This is a genomic window from Sorangium sp. So ce204, from assembly GCF_051526795.1.
Classification (GTDB): domain Bacteria; phylum Myxococcota_A; class Polyangia; order Polyangiales; family Polyangiaceae; genus Sorangium; species Sorangium cellulosum_B.
The window spans coordinates 4,947,665-4,964,978 of sequence record NZ_CP150317.1 but is presented as its reverse complement, the minus strand read 5'-3'; the positions used below and the strand labels follow the sequence as shown (position 1 = coordinate 4,964,978).

The 17,314-nt window shown below is 69.9% G+C and carries 14 protein-coding genes; 10 read left to right on the top strand and 4 right to left on the bottom strand.

What is annotated here, in order from left to right:
• Positions 1-47 precede the first annotated feature (47 nt).
• The 8 genes from WMF22_RS18295 to WMF22_RS18260 all read left to right on the top strand — a co-directional run bounded on the left by WMF22_RS18295 (position 48) and on the right by WMF22_RS18260 (position 8,549).
• Entirely contained in the window at positions 48-1,571 is a 1,524-nt protein-coding gene (locus WMF22_RS18295) for a sugar ABC transporter ATP-binding protein (RefSeq protein ID WP_438036543.1), read from the top strand.
• Entirely contained in the window at positions 1,568-2,626 is a 1,059-nt protein-coding gene (locus WMF22_RS18290) for an ABC transporter permease (RefSeq protein WP_438036542.1), read from the top strand. The genes WMF22_RS18295 and WMF22_RS18290 overlap by 4 nt, the downstream gene beginning before the upstream one ends.
• Positions 2,623-3,672: a galactofuranose ABC transporter, permease protein YjfF gene (gene yjfF / locus WMF22_RS18285; RefSeq protein WP_437300333.1), complete on the top strand. Its 1,050-nt coding sequence runs from the start codon at positions 2,623-2,625 to the stop codon at positions 3,670-3,672. Before WMF22_RS18290 ends, yjfF begins: the two co-directional genes overlap by 4 nt.
• A 177-nt stretch (positions 3,673-3,849) precedes the next feature.
• Complete coding sequence (locus WMF22_RS18280) at positions 3,850-6,240, top strand: family 43 glycosylhydrolase (protein WP_438036541.1); 2,391 nt, start codon at positions 3,850-3,852, stop codon at positions 6,238-6,240.
• 57 nt (positions 6,241-6,297) lie between these two features.
• The gene (locus WMF22_RS18275; RefSeq protein WP_437300331.1) at positions 6,298-6,432 is read left to right on the top strand and encodes a hypothetical protein; all 135 of its coding nucleotides are present in this window, start codon (positions 6,298-6,300) and stop codon (positions 6,430-6,432) included.
• Positions 6,433-6,702: 270 nt separating this feature from the next.
• A complete protein-coding gene (locus WMF22_RS18270; protein ID WP_438036540.1) occupies positions 6,703-7,899 on the top strand; it encodes a zinc-binding metallopeptidase family protein in 1,197 nt (398 codons plus the stop codon).
• 87 nt (positions 7,900-7,986) lie between these two features.
• Positions 7,987-8,229, top strand: coding sequence for an addiction module protein (locus WMF22_RS18265; protein WP_437300329.1), 243 nt, complete (start codon positions 7,987-7,989; stop codon positions 8,227-8,229).
• Positions 8,226-8,549, top strand: a complete 324-nt coding sequence (locus WMF22_RS18260) for a type II toxin-antitoxin system RelE/ParE family toxin (RefSeq protein ID WP_438036539.1) — start codon at positions 8,226-8,228, stop codon at positions 8,547-8,549. The genes WMF22_RS18265 and WMF22_RS18260 overlap by 4 nt, the downstream gene beginning before the upstream one ends.
• 102 nt (positions 8,550-8,651) lie before the next feature.
• Here WMF22_RS18260 and WMF22_RS18255 read toward each other — a convergent pair whose 3' ends face one another.
• Positions 8,652-9,470, bottom strand: a complete 819-nt coding sequence (locus WMF22_RS18255; RefSeq protein WP_437300327.1) for a hypothetical protein — start codon at positions 9,468-9,470, stop codon at positions 8,652-8,654.
• Between the two features lie 526 nt (positions 9,471-9,996).
• Between WMF22_RS18255 and WMF22_RS18250 the strand changes: the two genes are divergently transcribed.
• Complete coding sequence (locus tag WMF22_RS18250) at positions 9,997-10,911, top strand: SGNH/GDSL hydrolase family protein (protein WP_438036538.1); 915 nt, start codon at positions 9,997-9,999, stop codon at positions 10,909-10,911.
• A 42-nt stretch (positions 10,912-10,953) separates the two neighbouring features.
• Here the strand turns inward: WMF22_RS18250 and WMF22_RS18245 are convergent, their stop codons facing one another.
• Complete coding sequence (locus tag WMF22_RS18245) at positions 10,954-12,096, bottom strand: aromatic ring-hydroxylating oxygenase subunit alpha (RefSeq protein ID WP_438036537.1); 1,143 nt, start codon at positions 12,094-12,096, stop codon at positions 10,954-10,956.
• A gap of 120 nt (positions 12,097-12,216) precedes the next feature.
• Positions 12,217-13,209, bottom strand: a complete 993-nt coding sequence (locus tag WMF22_RS18240; protein ID WP_438036536.1) for a latent transforming growth factor beta-binding protein — start codon at positions 13,207-13,209, stop codon at positions 12,217-12,219.
• A gap of 795 nt (positions 13,210-14,004) precedes the next feature.
• On the opposite strand from WMF22_RS18240, the gene WMF22_RS18235 reads away from it, so the two are divergent.
• Positions 14,005-15,621, top strand: coding sequence for a hypothetical protein (locus tag WMF22_RS18235; RefSeq protein WP_438036535.1), 1,617 nt, complete (start codon positions 14,005-14,007; stop codon positions 15,619-15,621).
• Positions 15,622-15,831: 210 nt separating this feature from the next.
• Here WMF22_RS18235 and WMF22_RS18230 read toward each other — a convergent pair whose 3' ends face one another.
• The gene (locus WMF22_RS18230; RefSeq protein WP_438036534.1) at positions 15,832-17,208 is read right to left on the bottom strand and encodes a sialate O-acetylesterase; all 1,377 of its coding nucleotides are present in this window, start codon (positions 17,206-17,208) and stop codon (positions 15,832-15,834) included.
• Positions 17,209-17,314 lie beyond the last annotated feature (106 nt).

The window sequence follows — 17,314 nt, the reverse complement described above, 5'->3', positions numbered from 1 at the left end:
CGCGCGTGACGGCGGCGCCGCGGAGGCCGCCGGGGAGGACGTGAGCGATGCAGAGCGGAGCCGTGCCCGTGCTCGAGATGAAGCGGATCTCCAAGGGATTCCCTGGCGTACAGGCGCTCTCTTCCGTCGATTTTCGCATGCTGCCCGGGGAGGTGCACACGCTCATGGGGCAGAACGGCGCGGGCAAATCGACGCTGGTCAAGGTCCTGACCGGCGTCCACCCCCCGGATGACGGGCAGATCCTGCTCGAGGGCCGGGAGATCAGGCCCTCGAGCCCGCAGGGCGCGCAGGCGCTCGGCATCAGCGCCGTGTTCCAGGAGGTGAACCTCTGCCCCAACCTCTCCGTGGCCGAGAACATCTTCCTCGGGCGCGAGGACGCCGGCGTCTTCGCGATCCGGTGGGGGGAGATGCGCCGGAAGGCGAGCGCCCTGCTCTCGGACCTCAACATCCACGTCGACGTCACCGCGCCGCTCTCGACCTTCTCGATCGCCGTGCAGCAGCTCGTCGCGATCGCCCGCGCGCTCTGCGCCAAGGCGAAGATCCTCGTCCTCGACGAGCCGACCTCGAGCCTGGCCGAGGACGAGGTGAAGACGCTCTTCTCGGTCATCCAGCGGCTCAAGGCGCAGGGGATGGCGATCCTGTTCATCTCGCACTTCCTCGACCAGGTGTTCGAGATCTCCGACCGGATCACGGTGCTGAGGAACGGTCAGCTCGTCAGCGAGACGCCGGCCGCCGAGCTGTCGCGCATGGAGCTCGTCACGCGGATGGTCGGGCGCGAGGTCGCCGAGGACGGCCCGGCCCGGGCCGAGCGCGCGCGGGCCACCTTGCCGGCGGGCGGGCAAGCGCCCCTGTTGCGGGCGCGAGGGCTCGGCAAGAAGGGCTCGGTCAGCGACGTCGATCTCGACGTGCAGCGCGGCGAAGCGCTCGGCCTCGCCGGCCTCCTGGGCGCCGGGAAGACGGAGACGGTGCGGCTCTTGTTCGGGCTCGACGGGGCGGACCAGGGATCCATCGAGATCGACGGGGAGCCGGCGCGCATCGACTCGCCGCTCGACGCGATCGCGCGCGGGCTCGGCTTCTGCCCAGAGGACCGGAAGGTCGAGGGGATCCTCGGCGACCTGTCGCTGCGCGAGAACATCGTCGTCGCCCTCCAGGCCAAGCGCGGCATCTTCCGCAACCTGTCCCGGGACGAGCAGGACGACATCGCCCGCCGCTACATCCAGCGGCTCGGCATCGTGGCCGCCGACGCGGAGGTGCCCATCTCCAAGCTGAGCGGGGGCAACCAGCAGAAGGCGCTCCTGGCTCGCTGGCTGGTGACCGATCCGCGCATGCTCATCCTCGACGAGCCGACCCGCGGCATCGACGTGGCGGCCAAGGGCGAGATCATGGGCCAGGTCATGGATCTCTGCGATCGGGGCATGGCGGTGGTGCTCGTCTCCTCGGAGATGGCCGAGGCGCTGCGCTACTCGGACCAGGTCGTCGTCCTGCGCGACCGGCGCAAGGTGGCGGAGCTCGCCACGGCCAAGACCGACGAGCAGGCGGTCTACCAGATCATCGCGGGAGGTCAGCCGTGAGCGCGGCCGCCGCCTCCCTGCGCCGGCTCGCCAGCGGGAACGCGTTCTGGCCGCTGGCGATGCTCGGCTCCCTCCTGCTGTTCAACCTCGTCAGCAATCCGCAGTTCTTCGCGATCACGGTCAAGGACGGCCACCTCTACGGCAGCGTCATCGACATCCTGAACCGCGCATCGCCGCTCATGATCATCGCCATGGGGCTCACCCTGGTGATCGCCACCCGCGGCATCGACATCTCCGTCGGCGCGGTCGTGGCCATCTCGGGCGCGGTCGCGGCGGTGCTGATCGGCGGCGAGCTCTCGCCGAGCGGCGGGACCGGCATGGCGGACGCGACGCGTGTTCCGCTGCCGATCGTCGTCTGGAGCGCGCTGGGCGTGGCGCTGGCGCTCGGCATGTGGAACGGAGCGCTGGTGTCGCTCTTCGGCATGCAGCCGATCATCGCGACCCTGATCCTCCTCGTCACGGGGCGAGGCATCGCCCAGCTCATCACGGGCGGCCAGATCATCACCATCTACTACAGCCCGTACCACTTCATCGGGAACGGCTTCCTCCTGGGGATCCCGGTCTCGCTGTTCATCGTGGCGGGCGTGAGCGCCGTCGTCTGGCTGCTGACGCGCAAGACCGCGCTCGGCATGTTCATCGAGGCGATCGGCGTGAACCCGGTCGCCTCGCGGCTGGCCGGGATCCGCGCGCGCACGATCACCTTCGCCTGTTACGCCGTGTGCGGCCTGTGCGCCGGCATCGCCGGGCTCATCGTGAGCTCGAACGTCAAGAGCGCCGACGGGAACAACGCGGGCCTCCTGTTCGAGCTGGACGCCATCCTCGCCGTGGTTCTGGGCGGGACGTCGCTCTCCGGGGGCAAGTTCACGCTGGCGGGGAGCGTCATCGGCGCCCTGATCATCCAGACGCTCACCACCACCATCTACTCCGCCGGCGTGCCGCCGGAGGTCAACCTGGTGGTGAAGGCGCTCGTCGTCTTCCTGATCACCATCGTGCAATCGCAGAAGGTCAGGGATCTCATCGCAAAGCAACGGACGAGGAGGGTGGTCACACCATGATCGACACCGCCGCCGTGACCGGACGGAGCGGCACCATCGCCGCGCCCGGACGGAGCGGCACCACCGCCGCGACCGGGCGCTCCGTCCGGATCGACCCGAGGCACCTTCCGCTCGCGGTCACCAGCAGCCTGTTCGTGCTCATGTTCGCGGCCGGGTCGTACCTGTTCAACGGGTTCTTCTCGCTGCAGGTGTTCCTCAACTTTTTCATCGACAATGCGTTCCTCTTGATCACCGCCATCGGGATGACCTTCGTCATCCTCTCCGGCGGGATCGACCTCTCGGTCGGCTCGGTCATCGCGCTGACCACGATGGTCTCGGCGTCGCTCGTCGAGAAGCACGGTGTGAGCCCTGCCGTGGTCATCCCGCTCGTGCTGGCCATGGGCTCGGCCATCGGCCTCGTGATGGGGGTCGTCATCCAGTACTTCAAGGTGCAGCCCTTCATCGTCACGCTGGCGGGCATGTTCCTGGCGCGCGGGCTCTGTTACCTCATCAGCATCGACTCCATCACGATCCGCAACGGCTTCTACGTCGACGTCTCGTCGCACCGCATCCCGTTCCTGTTCGACACCTCGATCACCTGGAACGTGATCATCGCGCTCGCGCTGTTCGCCGCGGCCATCTACATCGCCCACTACACGAGCTTCGGCCGCACGGTCTATGCGATCGGCGGCAGCGAACAATCCGCCCTGCTCATGGGCCTGCCAGTGCCACGGACCAAGGTGCTCATTTATACCTTGAGCGGGTTCTGCTCGGCGCTGGCGGGCGTCGCCTTCACGTTCTACATGGTGTCCGGCTACGCGCTGCATGCCGGCGGAATGGAGATGGACGCAATCGCCGCCGTCGTCATCGGCGGCACCCTGCTGACCGGCGGCCATGGTACGGTCGTCGGCACCCTGTTCGGTGTGCTCATCTACGGCACCATCCAGACCCTCATCATGTTCGAGGGCACGCTCAGCTCCTGGTGGACCAAGATCGTCATCGGCCTGCTCCTCCTGGTCGCCTGCCTGCTCCAACGGATCTTCGAGCGGCGCGCCCGTACGGCGTGACAAGAGGGGGATGAAGGGCGTTCCGCCAGGGTCCGTGTGGCTCCGATAGGCACTTTCGTGCCCGTTCATTGATCATTTCGGAAGCCCTCGGGAATTCAAGGGTCCACAACAAGGAACTGAGAGGTCATCGTGCGCTCTTATGCAGCAGGGATTGTCACTTTCGTTGGATTGATCGCGATGGGGTGCGGCTCGGACGAGCCCAATCCCAGCACGGCGGGATCGACTAGCACCTCAACCTCGGCAAGCTCCGCGGGTGGGGGCGGCGACGGCGGTGGAACGGGCGGAGACGGCGGTGGAACGGGCGGAGACGGCGGTGGAACGGGCGGAGACGGCGGCTCCGGGGGCACGGGTGGCTCTCCGAACGCCGGCGGCGGTGGGGCGGGCGGCGACGGCGACGCGGCCTTCGAGGTGACGACCTACCAGAACCCCGTTCTGCCCGGTGATCACCCGGACATGAACATCTACCGGGAAGGCGACCACTTCTACCTGGTCGGGTCGAATTTCCACATGATGCCCGCCTTCGAGATCCTGCGCTCGACGGATCTCCTCCACTGGGAGCGCATGAACCGGGTGGTCCACTCGACCGCTCCCGCGCTGGAGGCGCAGCTCGGCCCGGGCCAGGGCACCTGGGGCGGCTTCATCGTCAAGGCCGGCGACGTGTACCGGGTCTATTACTCCATCGGGGCCACCCAGCATTTCTCCTCGGCGCCGAGCCTCGAGGGCCCGTGGTCAGAGCCCACCAAGGTCGACATCTTCCCCTACACGCCGCCCGGCAGCGAGACCTCGTACGAACGAGGGACCGGCTCCGACAACTCGGTGTTCGTCGATCCCGACAGCGGCAAGACGTACATGATCATCAAGAACGGTCTGTGCAAATGGGACGCGGATCACCCCAACGACTTCGGCATCAACCTGGTCACGGAGATCGATCCCAAGACCGGGATGCTGCTGCCCGAGTCGAGCATCGACATGAGCTTCATCAACTGGGATCAGGAGACCGGCGGCTGCGGCGACTTCACGAATCCTGACTGGAGCAAGTGGGCCGAGGGGCCGACGATGGCCAAGCGCGGCGAATGGTATTACTACTTCGTCTCGACGCACACGGCCTGCGGCGGCCAGCTGCACGCCTGGGCTTCGAAGAAGCTGGTCGGCAGCACCGCCGAGGACTGGACGTGGCTCGGCTATGTCCTTACCGGCGAGGAGCCGTACGCCGGCGTCCAGCACACCACGGCGCCGATCGCGCTCGAGGACGGCTCGTGGTGGGCCTTTGCCCACTCGTACGACTGCAGCAACGTGGGCACCGACGACACCAAGACCTCGAAGAACGGCGACTGGCAGGGGCTTGGCCGCGAGGGGCTGCTGCTGGAGGTGACCTGGGTCGACCAAGAGGTGAACGGGAAGACGATCCCGGTCCCGCGGTACCCGACCAAGAAGGGCGGTCTGTCCGCGCCCAAGCTGCCGCAGAGCGGCGTGCCCTTCCTGCTGCCCGTGAACGACGATTTCTCGTCGGCCACGATCGACTCCGCGTGGACCACCTACGGCCCGTCGGAGGACAAGTACTCGGTTGTGGATCGCCCGGGGTGGCTGCGGATCACGCCGGGTACCGGAGGGACCACGTGGGTCGTTCAGAAGGACACGCTGCACTCGAGCAGCATGGTCGCGAAGGTCGAGTTCACGCCCACGGCCGACGGGGACGCGGCCGGCATCCGCGTGGGCAACGGCTACTGGCAGGACGAGCAGGTGCTCTCCTGCCCGACGTGGATGACCGACAGCGAGCAGTTCAGGCTCCCCGCCATCATGGACGTCTCGGTGGCGCGGGTCATGGAGGGCGAGGAAGACAGGATTCGCTTCTCCTTCCGGTCGCGCTCGGTGCAGGCCCCGGCCGAGGCGGGGGCCGCGTACACCGAGCTTGCCGAGCCGGTCGTCGTGGGCGCGTCGGTCCCCGCACCCGCCGGGAAGGCGGTCTGGCTGAAGCTGGTCCGCTCCGAGCACAAGGCCACGGGCTGGTTCAGCACGGATGGAGTCGAATGGACCCAGGTGGGCACCGAGATCGACGTCTCCACGCTCGACGGGTTCTATGCCATGGCCCACACCTGGATTGGCAACCAGGCCGGCATGTTCGCGACCAACAGCCGTGCCTACTTCGACCTGTTCACCTACCGTGACGGATTCACCCCGATCCCGGCCGCGGAGGCGGACCAGCAGTCCGGCGCCGAGGTCGTGTCGAGCACGTCGGCGGGACCGGTGCTCGGTGATCTGGAGAACGGCGATTGGGCCATGTTCGGGAGCGTTGACCTCGGCAGCGGGGGTGTACAGTCGAAGGCGATCGCGCTGGAGGCCTCGAGCGCCGGGGGCGGCGGCACCGTGGAGGTCTGGATCGATCCGTTCGCAGGCGGCTCGATGATCGGCACCTGCGCGCTCCCCGGTACCGACGGCTGGGAGAAGTGGACGACGACGACGTGCAACGTGGCGCCCACGTCGGGCACGCACGAGGTCTACCTGAAGGTGAAGGGCGGCCAGGGCGAGCTCGTGCGCCTCGCATCGCTGCGTTTCGTGCCCGCCAACTGACCTGCCCGCCACGGGTGGCAAAGCCGCCGGCGGCGTCGCCGGCGGCGGCCCCCTTCTGTGGCCGGCCGTGTGGGGCAGGTCGCTCTTCGACGACGATCCCGAGGACCGGTGGTGCAGAGGCTCGTGGTGGACGCGGGCGGGCTCAGGCCGAGCTACCTGGGACCGCCGGAGAGCTACCGCGCGACGAAGTAGCGAGGCGCGCGCAGCGAGCAGCGCAAGCGTCGGGGGCGGCGGGGGTCGATTCCCAACCTGGGTCGGCTGAAGCGCTCAACCTGGGTCGGGTCGCCGCAACCTGGGTCGGGTCGCCGGCATTCTTGCCACACCGAGACACGTCGCGACGTCCGTCCACGGCGCGTCGAGTCCTACCCGTGTCGCGAGCGTCGAGCCGCAGGCTTGGCATACGGCTTGCGTTCCGTGCGACAGTGAGCCGAGACCGACACGATCGAGGCGGCTCAACCCACCATGACCAATCGCTTCGACAGTCTGATCGCGCGCCTGCGCAGCGCATGGAAGCGGACCAAGCAGCCCACCGCACCGCGCGCCTACCGCTGCCAGTGCGAGAGGCCGGTGTTCTTCCGCAACAGCGAATGCCTGGCCTGCAAAACGCCGCTCGGCTACGAGCCCGAGCGCGCCCAGGTCCTGCCGCTCAAGGCTGGCCCGACCGAGGGCGCATGGCAGATCTGGCACGACACGGCGGAAGCGCCGCAGCCCTACAGGCGCTGCGGCAACTTCGACCTGGCGTCGGGCTGCAACTGGCTGATCCCGGCGGCGGCTGAGGCGCCCGCGCTCTGCGCCGCGTGCCGGCTCAACCGCACCATTCCAGACCTCTCCGTCGCCGAGCACCAGGCGCTATGGCGGCTGCTCGAGACGGCCAAACGACGGCTCGTGTCGCAGCTCCTGGCGCTGAACCTGCCGGTGAAGTCCAAGATCGGCGAGGATCCGGAGCGCGGCCTCTGCTTCGACTTCCTCGCCTCTCCGCCCGACGGGCCCAGGGTGATGACGGGCCACGCCGACGGCGTGATCACGCTGAACATCGAGGAGGCGGACGACGCCACGCGCGAGCGCACCCGCGCCGCGATGCGCGAGCCCTACCGCACGCTGCTCGGGCACTTCCGGCACGAGGTCGGCCATTATTACTGGGACCGCCTTGTGCGCGACACCGGGTGGCTGGCGCCGTTCCGGGAGCTGTTCGGCGACGAGCAGCAGGACTACGCCGCCGCGCTGAAGGCCAACTACGAGCAGGGGCCGCCGGCCGACTGGCCCGAGCGCTTCGTCAGCGCCTACGCCAGCATGCACCCTTGGGAAGACTGGGCCGAGACCTGGGCCCACTATCTCCACATGGTCGACACCGTGGATACGGCGCTCAGCTTCGGCATCGACGCCGACGAGGTGGAGCTCGACGTCGAGCCATGGGGCGCGGACGCGCTGTGGCGGCCGGACGACCGAGGGGCCGAGACCTTCCTGGGCTTCTTGAACGCCTGGGTGGAGCTGACGGCCGTGCTCAACGAGATGTCGCGCAGCATGGGCCAGCATGACTTCTACCCGTTCGTGCTGCCGCGCCCCGCCGTGGCGAAGCTGCAGTTCATCCACCTCGTGGTGAACGGGACCGCTCCCCCCGCATCTGCCGCTAGGCCGCTCGGAGCTCCCGCGGCGCCATAGAAGATCCAATCCCGGCACCGCCCCCGCAGCCGAGTGACCACTGTGAGGCGCGCGCGGTGCCACGATCGTGCTAGGCTCCAGGGCACCATGTCGCAGCATGAGAGCGATCTCCTGGCCAAGATCCTGCGGCTCCCGCCATCCGTCCGCGCACAGTTCGCGCACGAGATCCTCGCCAGCCTGGACGACCCGGCAGAGACGGAGGTCGAGGGGCGATGGACGGCTGAGATCGAGCGTCGGGCGGACGAGGTCCTTTCCGGACTGGCCGAGCTGGAAGACGCGGATCTCGTCCATGAACAACTCGCCGCGCGGCTCGGCGCCACTCGCCGGTGAAGGCGCGCTACCACCGCGAAGCGCGCGAGGAGCTCGCGGCCGCGGCGGAGTGGTACGAGGCCCGGCAGCCGGGATTGGGGCTGGACTTCGTCGCCGAGGTCGCCCGAGCGGTAGCATCGATCCGCGAGTCTCCCGAGGCGTGGCCCCGCTGGCAGGGGCTCACGACCTCCGTCCCGATTCGTAAGATCGTCCTGCAACGATTCCCCTTTTCTCTTCCGTACCTGGTGCATGACAAGGCCATTGTCGTGCTCGCCGTCGCGCACGGACAGCGAAGGCCGGGATACTGGCGCGCGAGGCTGCACAGCCTGGACGCGCCCTGAGGCCGCCCTCCAGGAAGCGGTTGGCAGTGCGCCGCGCTTCGCGGCGGTATGTTCCCGTCGCCTCCGCCACAGGCCCGCGGTGGTACGCGGCCGCGCCCGCGCCTACCGCCCGTACAGGCGCTGGAGCCGCTTCACGAACTCCGGCTTGAACACGCCGTCCACGCGGATCGAGTACCGGAAGAACGGGTCCGGCTCGACGCCGTGGTAATCCATGTCGTTGAACCAGTAGATGGGCGCGCGGACGACCGTGCGCTCCTCCCCTGCCCTGTCGCAGACATAGAATCGCTTGTCGCCGCGCGGGTCGAACGAGATGGACTGCGCCGCGCCGATCGCGCTCCCCGGCTCGGTGTCCCGGTGCGCGGGCGCGTGATCATTCGCCTCGAGGCCGAAGATCACGCACCGCCCGATCTCGACGAACGGCAGGCCCCGGATGAACTCGACCGTCCGGGGGAACGTCGCCCTGGCCTCCGCCGAAAAGTCCTTGCCTGCGCCCGAGTGCTTGTCTTCCCAGCGATCGTTCTCGAGCAGATGATAGCAGACCTTCCAGGGGAAATAGACGCCGTAACGGTACTTCAGGTACAGCATCTGCGCCCGCGTGAGCGGGTGATCCGTCTCGTCTCCAAACGTGTACTCGCGCCGCCGGTCGGGATCGAAGGCGGACGGGTCGTCGCCGAGCGCGATGAAGTCGCAGAACTCGTCGCGCGAGAAGCCCCCGATGACCTCCCCGTAATCCACGTACGGGTCGTCGTGCACCCAGGGCGCGACCACGCCCATCCATTTCAGGCTGCCGCCGGTGTACGAGGGCTCGACGCGGCAGAGGCCGCGCACGATCTCGCGATCGAGCTCGGGGAAGCACGCCGCGTCGATCAGCGGCGACAGGTCGATGTACGGGCGGCCCCACAGGCCGCAGAGCTTGCTCATGCCGTCCTCGCTCCGAGCGGTACCCGCGCGCGACCAGGCCGTCAAACGTGTGGGCGCCGTCCTCCACCAGGGCGCAGGTCGAGGGGGCGTGGCCCGGCGCGCGGCTCCCGCGGTGCCGGCGCGCGCAGATGGCGCGATCCTCCCGGTTCACGGCGTCCCAGGAGGCGCCCACGTGGCCCGGATCGCAGCCTGGCGCGAGCCAGCACGGGCGGGAAGCCGCGCTCGGGCGTGGAGCGCTCGGGACCGAACGCCTCGGGGGCCTCCCAGGAGGAGGGGCCGTGGCGCAGACACCGAATTCGACTCTCGCCCGAAATGTTCAATCCACCGACATGAACGCGACGTCTCGCATCAAGGCATAGGCGAGTATGCCTATACATCGATTCATCTGGCTTGGGTACGACGTCGTGGCAGTCACCTGCATCGGGCGAACGCGGCCCTTCGATGCATGGATGAATCGTCGATACAAGGCAATGAATGGCTTTCGCCGCTTGAAACCTCGGCGCCAAGCGGACACTGGAGAAATAAAATGAGGTCGATACGTCCCTACGTTGCTACGAAACTGAGCGTTCTCGGTCTCCTGAGCATCGGCATCTGGGCCTGCGGTGAGGCCAATGACGATGGTACGTCCTCGACCGGCGGAGGCGGCCCCGACGGGACCACCACCACCAGCAGCGCGGAGACCACGGCCACGGTCGGCTCGGGCGGTGCGGCCACGACCGGCGCCGGAGGCGCGACAGCCGGCAGCACCTCGAGCAGCAGCAGCAGCAGCAGCAGTGCAAGCACCGCGGAGGCCAGCAGCTCGGCCAGCGGCGGAGAGACGGCCGGCACGGGCGGGGAACCGGGCGAGTGCGTCAAGGGCCAGACCAAGGGAAATCAAGTCGCGGTCATCGGAGAGTCGTTCATCGCCGCGACGCACGGCATCACGCAGCAGATCGAGAAGCAGGCCAAGGCCGCGGGCTCCCTCCCCCAGAACGACCGCTACATCGACAACTCGGTCAGCGGCACGACGCTGGCCAACGATCAGATCCCCAGCCAGTACCGCAAAGCCGCGGAGAACGGCATGATCAAGTACGTGCTGATGGACGGGGGCGGGAACGACTGCTTGCTGAGAGGGGACGGCGACGGGGCCCTCGAGGCGGCGGAGGCGCTGTTCGAGACCATGGAGAAGGACAACGTCGAGAAGGTGGTCTATTTCTTCTATCCAGACCCCATCGGAAACCAGTTCGCGTCGCTCAAGACCTGCCTCGATACGCTCCGGCCGAAGATGAAGGCGCTGTGCGACGGGCTCACGTCGCCGAAGTGCTACTGGCTGGACCTTCGTCCGACCTGGAACGGACACAACGACTATACGCAAGACGGAATCCATCCCACCTCTGCCGGTAGCATCGCCACCGGAGATGCAGTCTGGGAAGTGATGAAGGAGAACTGCGTCGCGCAGTAACGAGAGAGCGGTCCACGGGCGACCCCACCGGCCGCGGCTCGCTCATGCCGTCCGCGCGCGGAGCGCCGAGAGGTACCTGCGCGCGACCATGCCGTCGAAGGCGTGGACGCCGTCTTCCACCATGGCGTAGGTCGACGGCGTGTAGCCGGGCGCGCAGATCCCGCGCTGCTGCCGCTCGCAGATGGCGCGGTCTTCCCGGTTCACCGCGTCCCAGAAGGTGAACACGTCGCCCGGATCGAAGCCTTTCGTGAACGCCGCGGGGTGGAAGTACGTGTCGGCGATCACGAGCGTCCGGTCGGGCGCGCGCGGGGCGAGCCGGTACGTGAGCAGGTAGTCGGGCTGGAGGCTCGTGAGCAGGCCCGGAAAGAGCAAGGCGTCGCGCACGCGCCGCCGCTCCGCCTCGGGGACGATGAGCGGCCGCGCGCCGGGCGCCGCGCTCGTCGAGACGGTGTCGGCGCCCGGCGCGAGGTCCATGACGCCGCCGAGCCACGGGCCCCCCCGGCCCCAGGACACGGCGTCGTCGCACGGGGTCAGCTGCTCCAGCGCGGGGTGCACGCGCGGGAAATGGTGAGACTCCTGGAAGTTCTCGACGCAGAGCTTCCAGTTCGCGGCGACCTCGTACTCCACCCGCCTGCCCCGACGGAGCGAGCGCAGCCCGGGGCGCGAGAGCCAGGGCGGCGCCTCGCCGATCGCGCTCTCGAGCGGCGGCGCGCCGGGATCGAGCGTCACGAAGAGGAAGCCGAAGAGGGCGCCGGCGCGCGCCGGGAGGAGCCCGTGCGCGCCGCGGTCGAAGCCGGGCGGCGCGTGGGGCGCGGCGCGCAGCGCGCCCGAGAGCTCGTAGGTCCAGCCGTGGTACGGGCACTCGAGGTGCGCGAGGCGGCCGCACGGGCCGTCGAGCAGCGTCGCCGCCCGGTGGCGGCAGACGTTGTGGAACGCGCGGATCTCCAGATCGGCGCCGCGGAGGACGACGACGCCCGCGGGCGTGAGGGGGGCGAGCAGCCACTCTCCTGGGCGGGCGATCTCGTCCTCGCGGCCGACGCAGAGCCAGGAGCGCCCGAAGATCTCGGCCTGCTCGAAGGCAAAGACGTCCTCGTCCCAGTACGCGCGCGCGGGCAGCGGCCGGGCGCTGGGGAGCGGCGCCAGCACCGCGTCGAGATCGGCGGGGGTGAGAGGGAGCTCCGGCACGGCGGGCGATCCTACCAGAACGAGGGCGCGGATCGCGCCGCCCGGGAGCGGCTCAGGGGGCCGGCCGGGCTCCTTCTCGGGCGCCTTCATCTCCTCCGCGGCGCCGGGACAAGCCACGGATCAGCACCCGAGGATGCTGGCGTTGCCGCACGAGTAATAACACTCATCGCAGTTCACGCATGTGTCGTAGTCGAGATAGAGCTGCGCTCCATCCGGATGTCCGTCCATGCACGCGGTGAAGCAGGCGTCGTCCCCGTCCTTGCAGGTCACGGCGCACTTGGCGAACAGGATGCAGTCGTCGTCGAGGATGCACGCATCGAGCTCATCGGCGCAGCTCCCCTGGACCGCGCATCCGACGCACCCGCTCGTGTCGCTGCCGCACTCGTCGAGGTCGTCGCAGGTCAGGGTGGCGTTGCAATCGGCGAGGTCCGTGCCCTCCTCGCAGAGACCGGTGCCTTCGGGCTCGTCGCACTCGCCGTTGTTCGTGGAGGCGCACGGCGCGCCTGCCGCGCAGTCCGCGACGTCCGTGCCCTCCTCGCAGAGCCCGGTACCCTCGGGCTCGTCGCAGACGCCGTCCCGCACGCGGTCGCACGGCGCGAGCTTGCAGTCGTCGACGTCCGTGCCCTCCTCGCAGAGCCCGGTGCCCTCGGGCTCGTCGCAGGTGCCGTTGCCGATCAAGGGACAGTGAGAGAGGCAGTCGGCGGCGTCGGTCCCGGCCGGGCACTCGCCGGTGCCCTGGGGCTCGTCGCAGATGCCATCACCCGCGCTGGGACAGCGGCCCGTGGGCTCGAGGCAGCCCTGGAGGGCCGCCTCCTGGATGTTGCAGACCTCCGTCAGGTGATGACCGTCCACACACTGGCCCTCCAGCCGGACACAGTCGACGTACGCCGCGTGCTCGTCCTGGCAGCGCTCCTCGGCTCGCTTGGCGATGGTCTCCTCCTCGGCCTCGCACAGGCCCTCTTTGTCGCCAGAGCAGTCCTCGCAGGCGCAGCGGGCCTCACAGACCGTCCCGTAGACCGGCAGCTCGGTCTTGCCACCATCACCCTCCGAGCCGGCGCAGGCCGCGAACAGACCGGCGATCGCTGCTGTGATCATCACGTGTCGGACACGCATGGGGTCTCCTCATCCTCTGGCTGAAATGAGAGGTCGTCCGCCGAGGCGCAGGGCGCCGACGCGACGCAGCAAGGGCAAGACGACATGGCTGGCACTGGAAGCACCAGGGCACCCTTCACCTGCGCACACGGTGCTCGACCGCCTTTCGTTTCGGCTGCGACTGAAAAATTCAACCCAAAGAAAACGGCTACCTATACCAGCTCCGACGGCGGCCGGTCAATCATCGCGAGGCGACGCGCGGGCGAGAGCGGGCGGGGCAGCGGACGCAGCTCCGCTCATGGCGACAGGGGCGGAATGGCCAAAGCTTCACGGAACTCAGGAGGTGCGCTCGATGCGGTCCGGCTTGCCAACGAGCTGAGGAGCGGACGCCCGAAACCTCACGGACATCGGGAGGTGCGCTCCGGCTCGGGAAGGTGCTGAGGAGAAGAGAAACGCGCAGGTCGGCAAGGACGGCTCGCCGGACGGGTGGAACGGGTGAGAACGAGTGGAGAAGAGAGCGTCGCGACCTCCAAAACGCGCTCCACGAACGTGGAGCGGACGCGACAATCGCGCGCTCGGCCGTCGAAAAGCTGCTTCGTTCGTCGTTGGCCCGGGGCGAGGAGGAGCGTGGACGAGGTAGGAGGCAGACAGCGCGGGCGCCCTCCGCCCGAAAGCGCCGTGAAGGAGTAAAGAGGCGTTGGCATCCGCGCCGTTTCGACAGAAGATGCGTTCGCGCGTATCGCGCTGCGGCTCGTCGCCTCCGGCGGCCGGCGCCGCGTCACTGGACCCCTACCGGCTGGAGAGCAGCGGATGAAGATGCGATCTTTGGTGTGTCTCTTCGTTCTTGGACTGATGACGACGACGGCGTGCGGCGACGACGACGCGACGGTCATCGGGACTGGGGGCGGCGGGGGTGCGGGCGGCGGCACCGGCGGCGAAGGCGCCACCTCGGCCAGCAGCACGACAGGAAACGGCGGCAGCGATACCGGCGGCGGCGGCACCGGCGGCACCGGCGGCACCGGCGGCGGCACCGGCGGTAGCGACACGGGCGGCGGCGGTGCGGGCGGTACCGGCGGCGGCACCGGCGGTAGCGACACGGGCGGCGGCGGTGCGGGCGGCACCGGCGGCGGCGACACGGGCGGCGGCGGTGCGGGCGGCAGCACCACCTCGAGCTCGGCCTCCTCGAGCAGCGCCTCCTCGACCTCGGCCGCGGCCACCACCGGCGCTGGCGGCGACGGCGGCGGCAGCGCCTCCTCGACCTCGGCCGCGGCCACCACCGGCGCTGGCGGCGACGGCGGCGGCAGCGTCTCCTCGACCTCGGCCGTGGCCACCACAGGCGCTGGCGGCGACGGCGGCGGCAGCGTCTCCTCGACCTCGGCCGTGGCCACCACAGGCGCTGGCGGCGACGGCGGCGGCAGCGTCTCCTCCACGACCTCGGTCACCACAGGCGCTGGCGGCGACGGCGGCGGCAGCGTCTCCTCCACGACCTCGGTCACCACGACCGCGGCCACCACCTCGACGACCTCCGTCACCACCGGGGGCGGCGGCGAGCCACGCGCCGACGGCGCTGCCTGCGCCACCGACGCCGAGTGCGCCAGCGGGTTCTGCCTCGGTGAGACGGAGTTTGGGTTCCCTTCCGGGCACTGTACCGCCGAGTGCGTGACGGACAGCGACTGTGCCGGCGGCGGCGTCTGCATCCGCATCAACGCATCCCTCAACCTCTGCGTCGCCGAGTGTGAGACAGCGGCCAACTGCCGCGACGGCTACATGTGCGACGTTGACTCCACCTGCTGGCCGAACTGCACCAGCGACGCGCACTGCCCGGAGGTGGGCACGTGCGACACGGAGTCGGGCGGCTGCTACCCCCCGATCGAGACGAGCCCGGACGGCAGCGCTTGCGCGCTCGACAGCGAGTGCACTGGCGACTTCTGCATCACCGAGGCCGCGACCGGCTGGCCGGGCGGCGCCTGCTCGGGCGTCTGCAACACGGACAGCGACTGCAACGGCGGTGCCTGCATCGAGAACGCCAGCGGCTTCCGTTTCTGCATCGCCGAGTGCGCCACGTCCGGAGACTGCCGAAGCAGCTATTCGTGCCGGAATGGCCTCTGCTTTCCGGAATGCACCAGCGACGCTGATTGCACGGAGCCGGGCTCCACCTGCAGGGTGGACGTGGGCACCTGCGCGCCGCCGCCCGGCGAGGGCGCCGACGGCGCCCCCTGCACCACCGACGGCGACTGCGCCGGCGGCTACTGCTCTCCCGACGAGTCCGGCTGGCCTGGCGGCTACTGCTGGGGCGTCTGTGACGACACGACCCCCTGCGCCGGCGGCGGGATCTGCACCGTGGACGGCTACTGCAACAGCGATTGCGCGACGTCGGCCGACTGCCGCGACGGCTATGAGTGCACGACGGAGGGCTGCTACCCGGCGCTGTGACTCGGCGACGGGGGGGCTCGCAGGCGGGTCCGTACGACCTGACGACGGCCCCCTGCGGCTCCCCTGAAGCGATGAACCTCCGCGTCGCCATGAGGCGACGACGAGGCCTCTCCCACGAAGCGCGGCGCGGCTGCTCACCACTCCTGGCGCAGCCGGCGCGCGCGCCTCCTTCCCCGCTCCACCAGCTCTCCACGAGGCGCCGCTCGGCGCTCAGCCCTGCCCGCGCGAGCGGCGGCGGCGCAGGCCCGCGAGCGCGACGAGCGCGAGCGCTGCCGTTGCCCCGGGGCCCTGGCCGGCGGCGGTCCGGCAGCCGCAGCCGCCGGCGCGGCCGGGCGCGACCCCACCCGAGCTGGCCGCGGCCTCGGCGCTGCCCGTCGCCGCCGCGCTCCCGCTCGATACGGCCGTGGCGCCCCTTCCCCCCTCGCCTGCGCTCCCGGCGCCGCCCGCCGCCGCCGCGCTCCCGCTCGATACGGCCGTGGCGCCCCTTCCCCCCTCGCCTGCGCTCCCGGCGCCGCCCGCCGCCGCCGCGCTCCCGCTCGATACGGCCGTGGCGCCACCCCCGGCGGCGCCGACTCCCGCGGCGCCGCCTCCCGCGGCGCCCCCTCCCCCTGCAGCCGCGCTCCCGGCGCTGCTCGCCGACGACGCGGTCGACGAACCCTCCTCGCGGACCAGCGCGAGGTACGCCTCGGCGAAGCGCTCGCCGAGGAGCTGGTACGCGGCGGAGTCGAAGTGATACGTGTCGTCGGGCGATCGCACGGTGAAGTCGTCCGTGTCGACCCATGCGACCCGCGGGTCCTCCTCGGCCACGGTCACCTGCGCCGCGCGCACGGCGTCGATGTTCGCCGCCTTTCCGGGGGCGATGGGCCCGCCGTTCGCGGGGTAGAGGTTGTCGCTGACCCTGCCGAGCACGACCGGGAGCCCGGGGACGCCGAGGTCCGCGCGGATCGCCGCGATGAAGCCGCGCAGCGTGTTGCCGTAGGAGAACGCGGCCGACCACCCCGCCTCGTTCTCGCCCTGCATCCAGACGAGCGCGGCGATCTCGTACGGGTGCCCCTCCGACTCGAGCCTCGCCAGGGCGCCGTCGAGCCGCGTCACCTCGTCGGGATAACGGAGGGCGCGGTCGCCCTCGTACGTCGCGGAGTCCAGCTCGCCGAGGAGCGCGTGGTAGAGCTGCGATTTGTAGAGCACCTCGGGATCCGGCGCGAGGCCGCGCCCCCAGTGTTCGACGAGGTTGGTGCCCCCCTGCGCCATCTTCACGATCGCGATCCGGTGCCCCGGGTACGCAGCGACGATCGCGCGGCCGAACGTGATCTCGGGCCCGTAGCGGCGGGCTTCGCCCTTCGGCTCGAGCGGCCCCCAGTCGGCGCTCGTCGCCGCGGCGTACGGCCCTCCCTCGCGCGCGTCGGGGTTGTAGTGGTCGTACCAGACGTCCGGCTGGCTCTGGAGCTCGACCGGGAGCTGGCGGCCCACGCCGTAGCCGACCATGTTCGACTGACCCGCGAGGACGAACACCTTCACCGGCTGCGCGATCGCGGGAGCGGAGAGGGACAGCGCGAAAGCCGCCAGGGCGATGCACGACCGCTTCATGGCGCTGTGTATCCCCCGCGCGCGGTGGAACGTCAACGCGGCGGGATCGCGCTCTCCTCGAGCGGCTCGGCGCCGAGGCGCCGAGCCGCTCGAGGAGAGCGCGCGG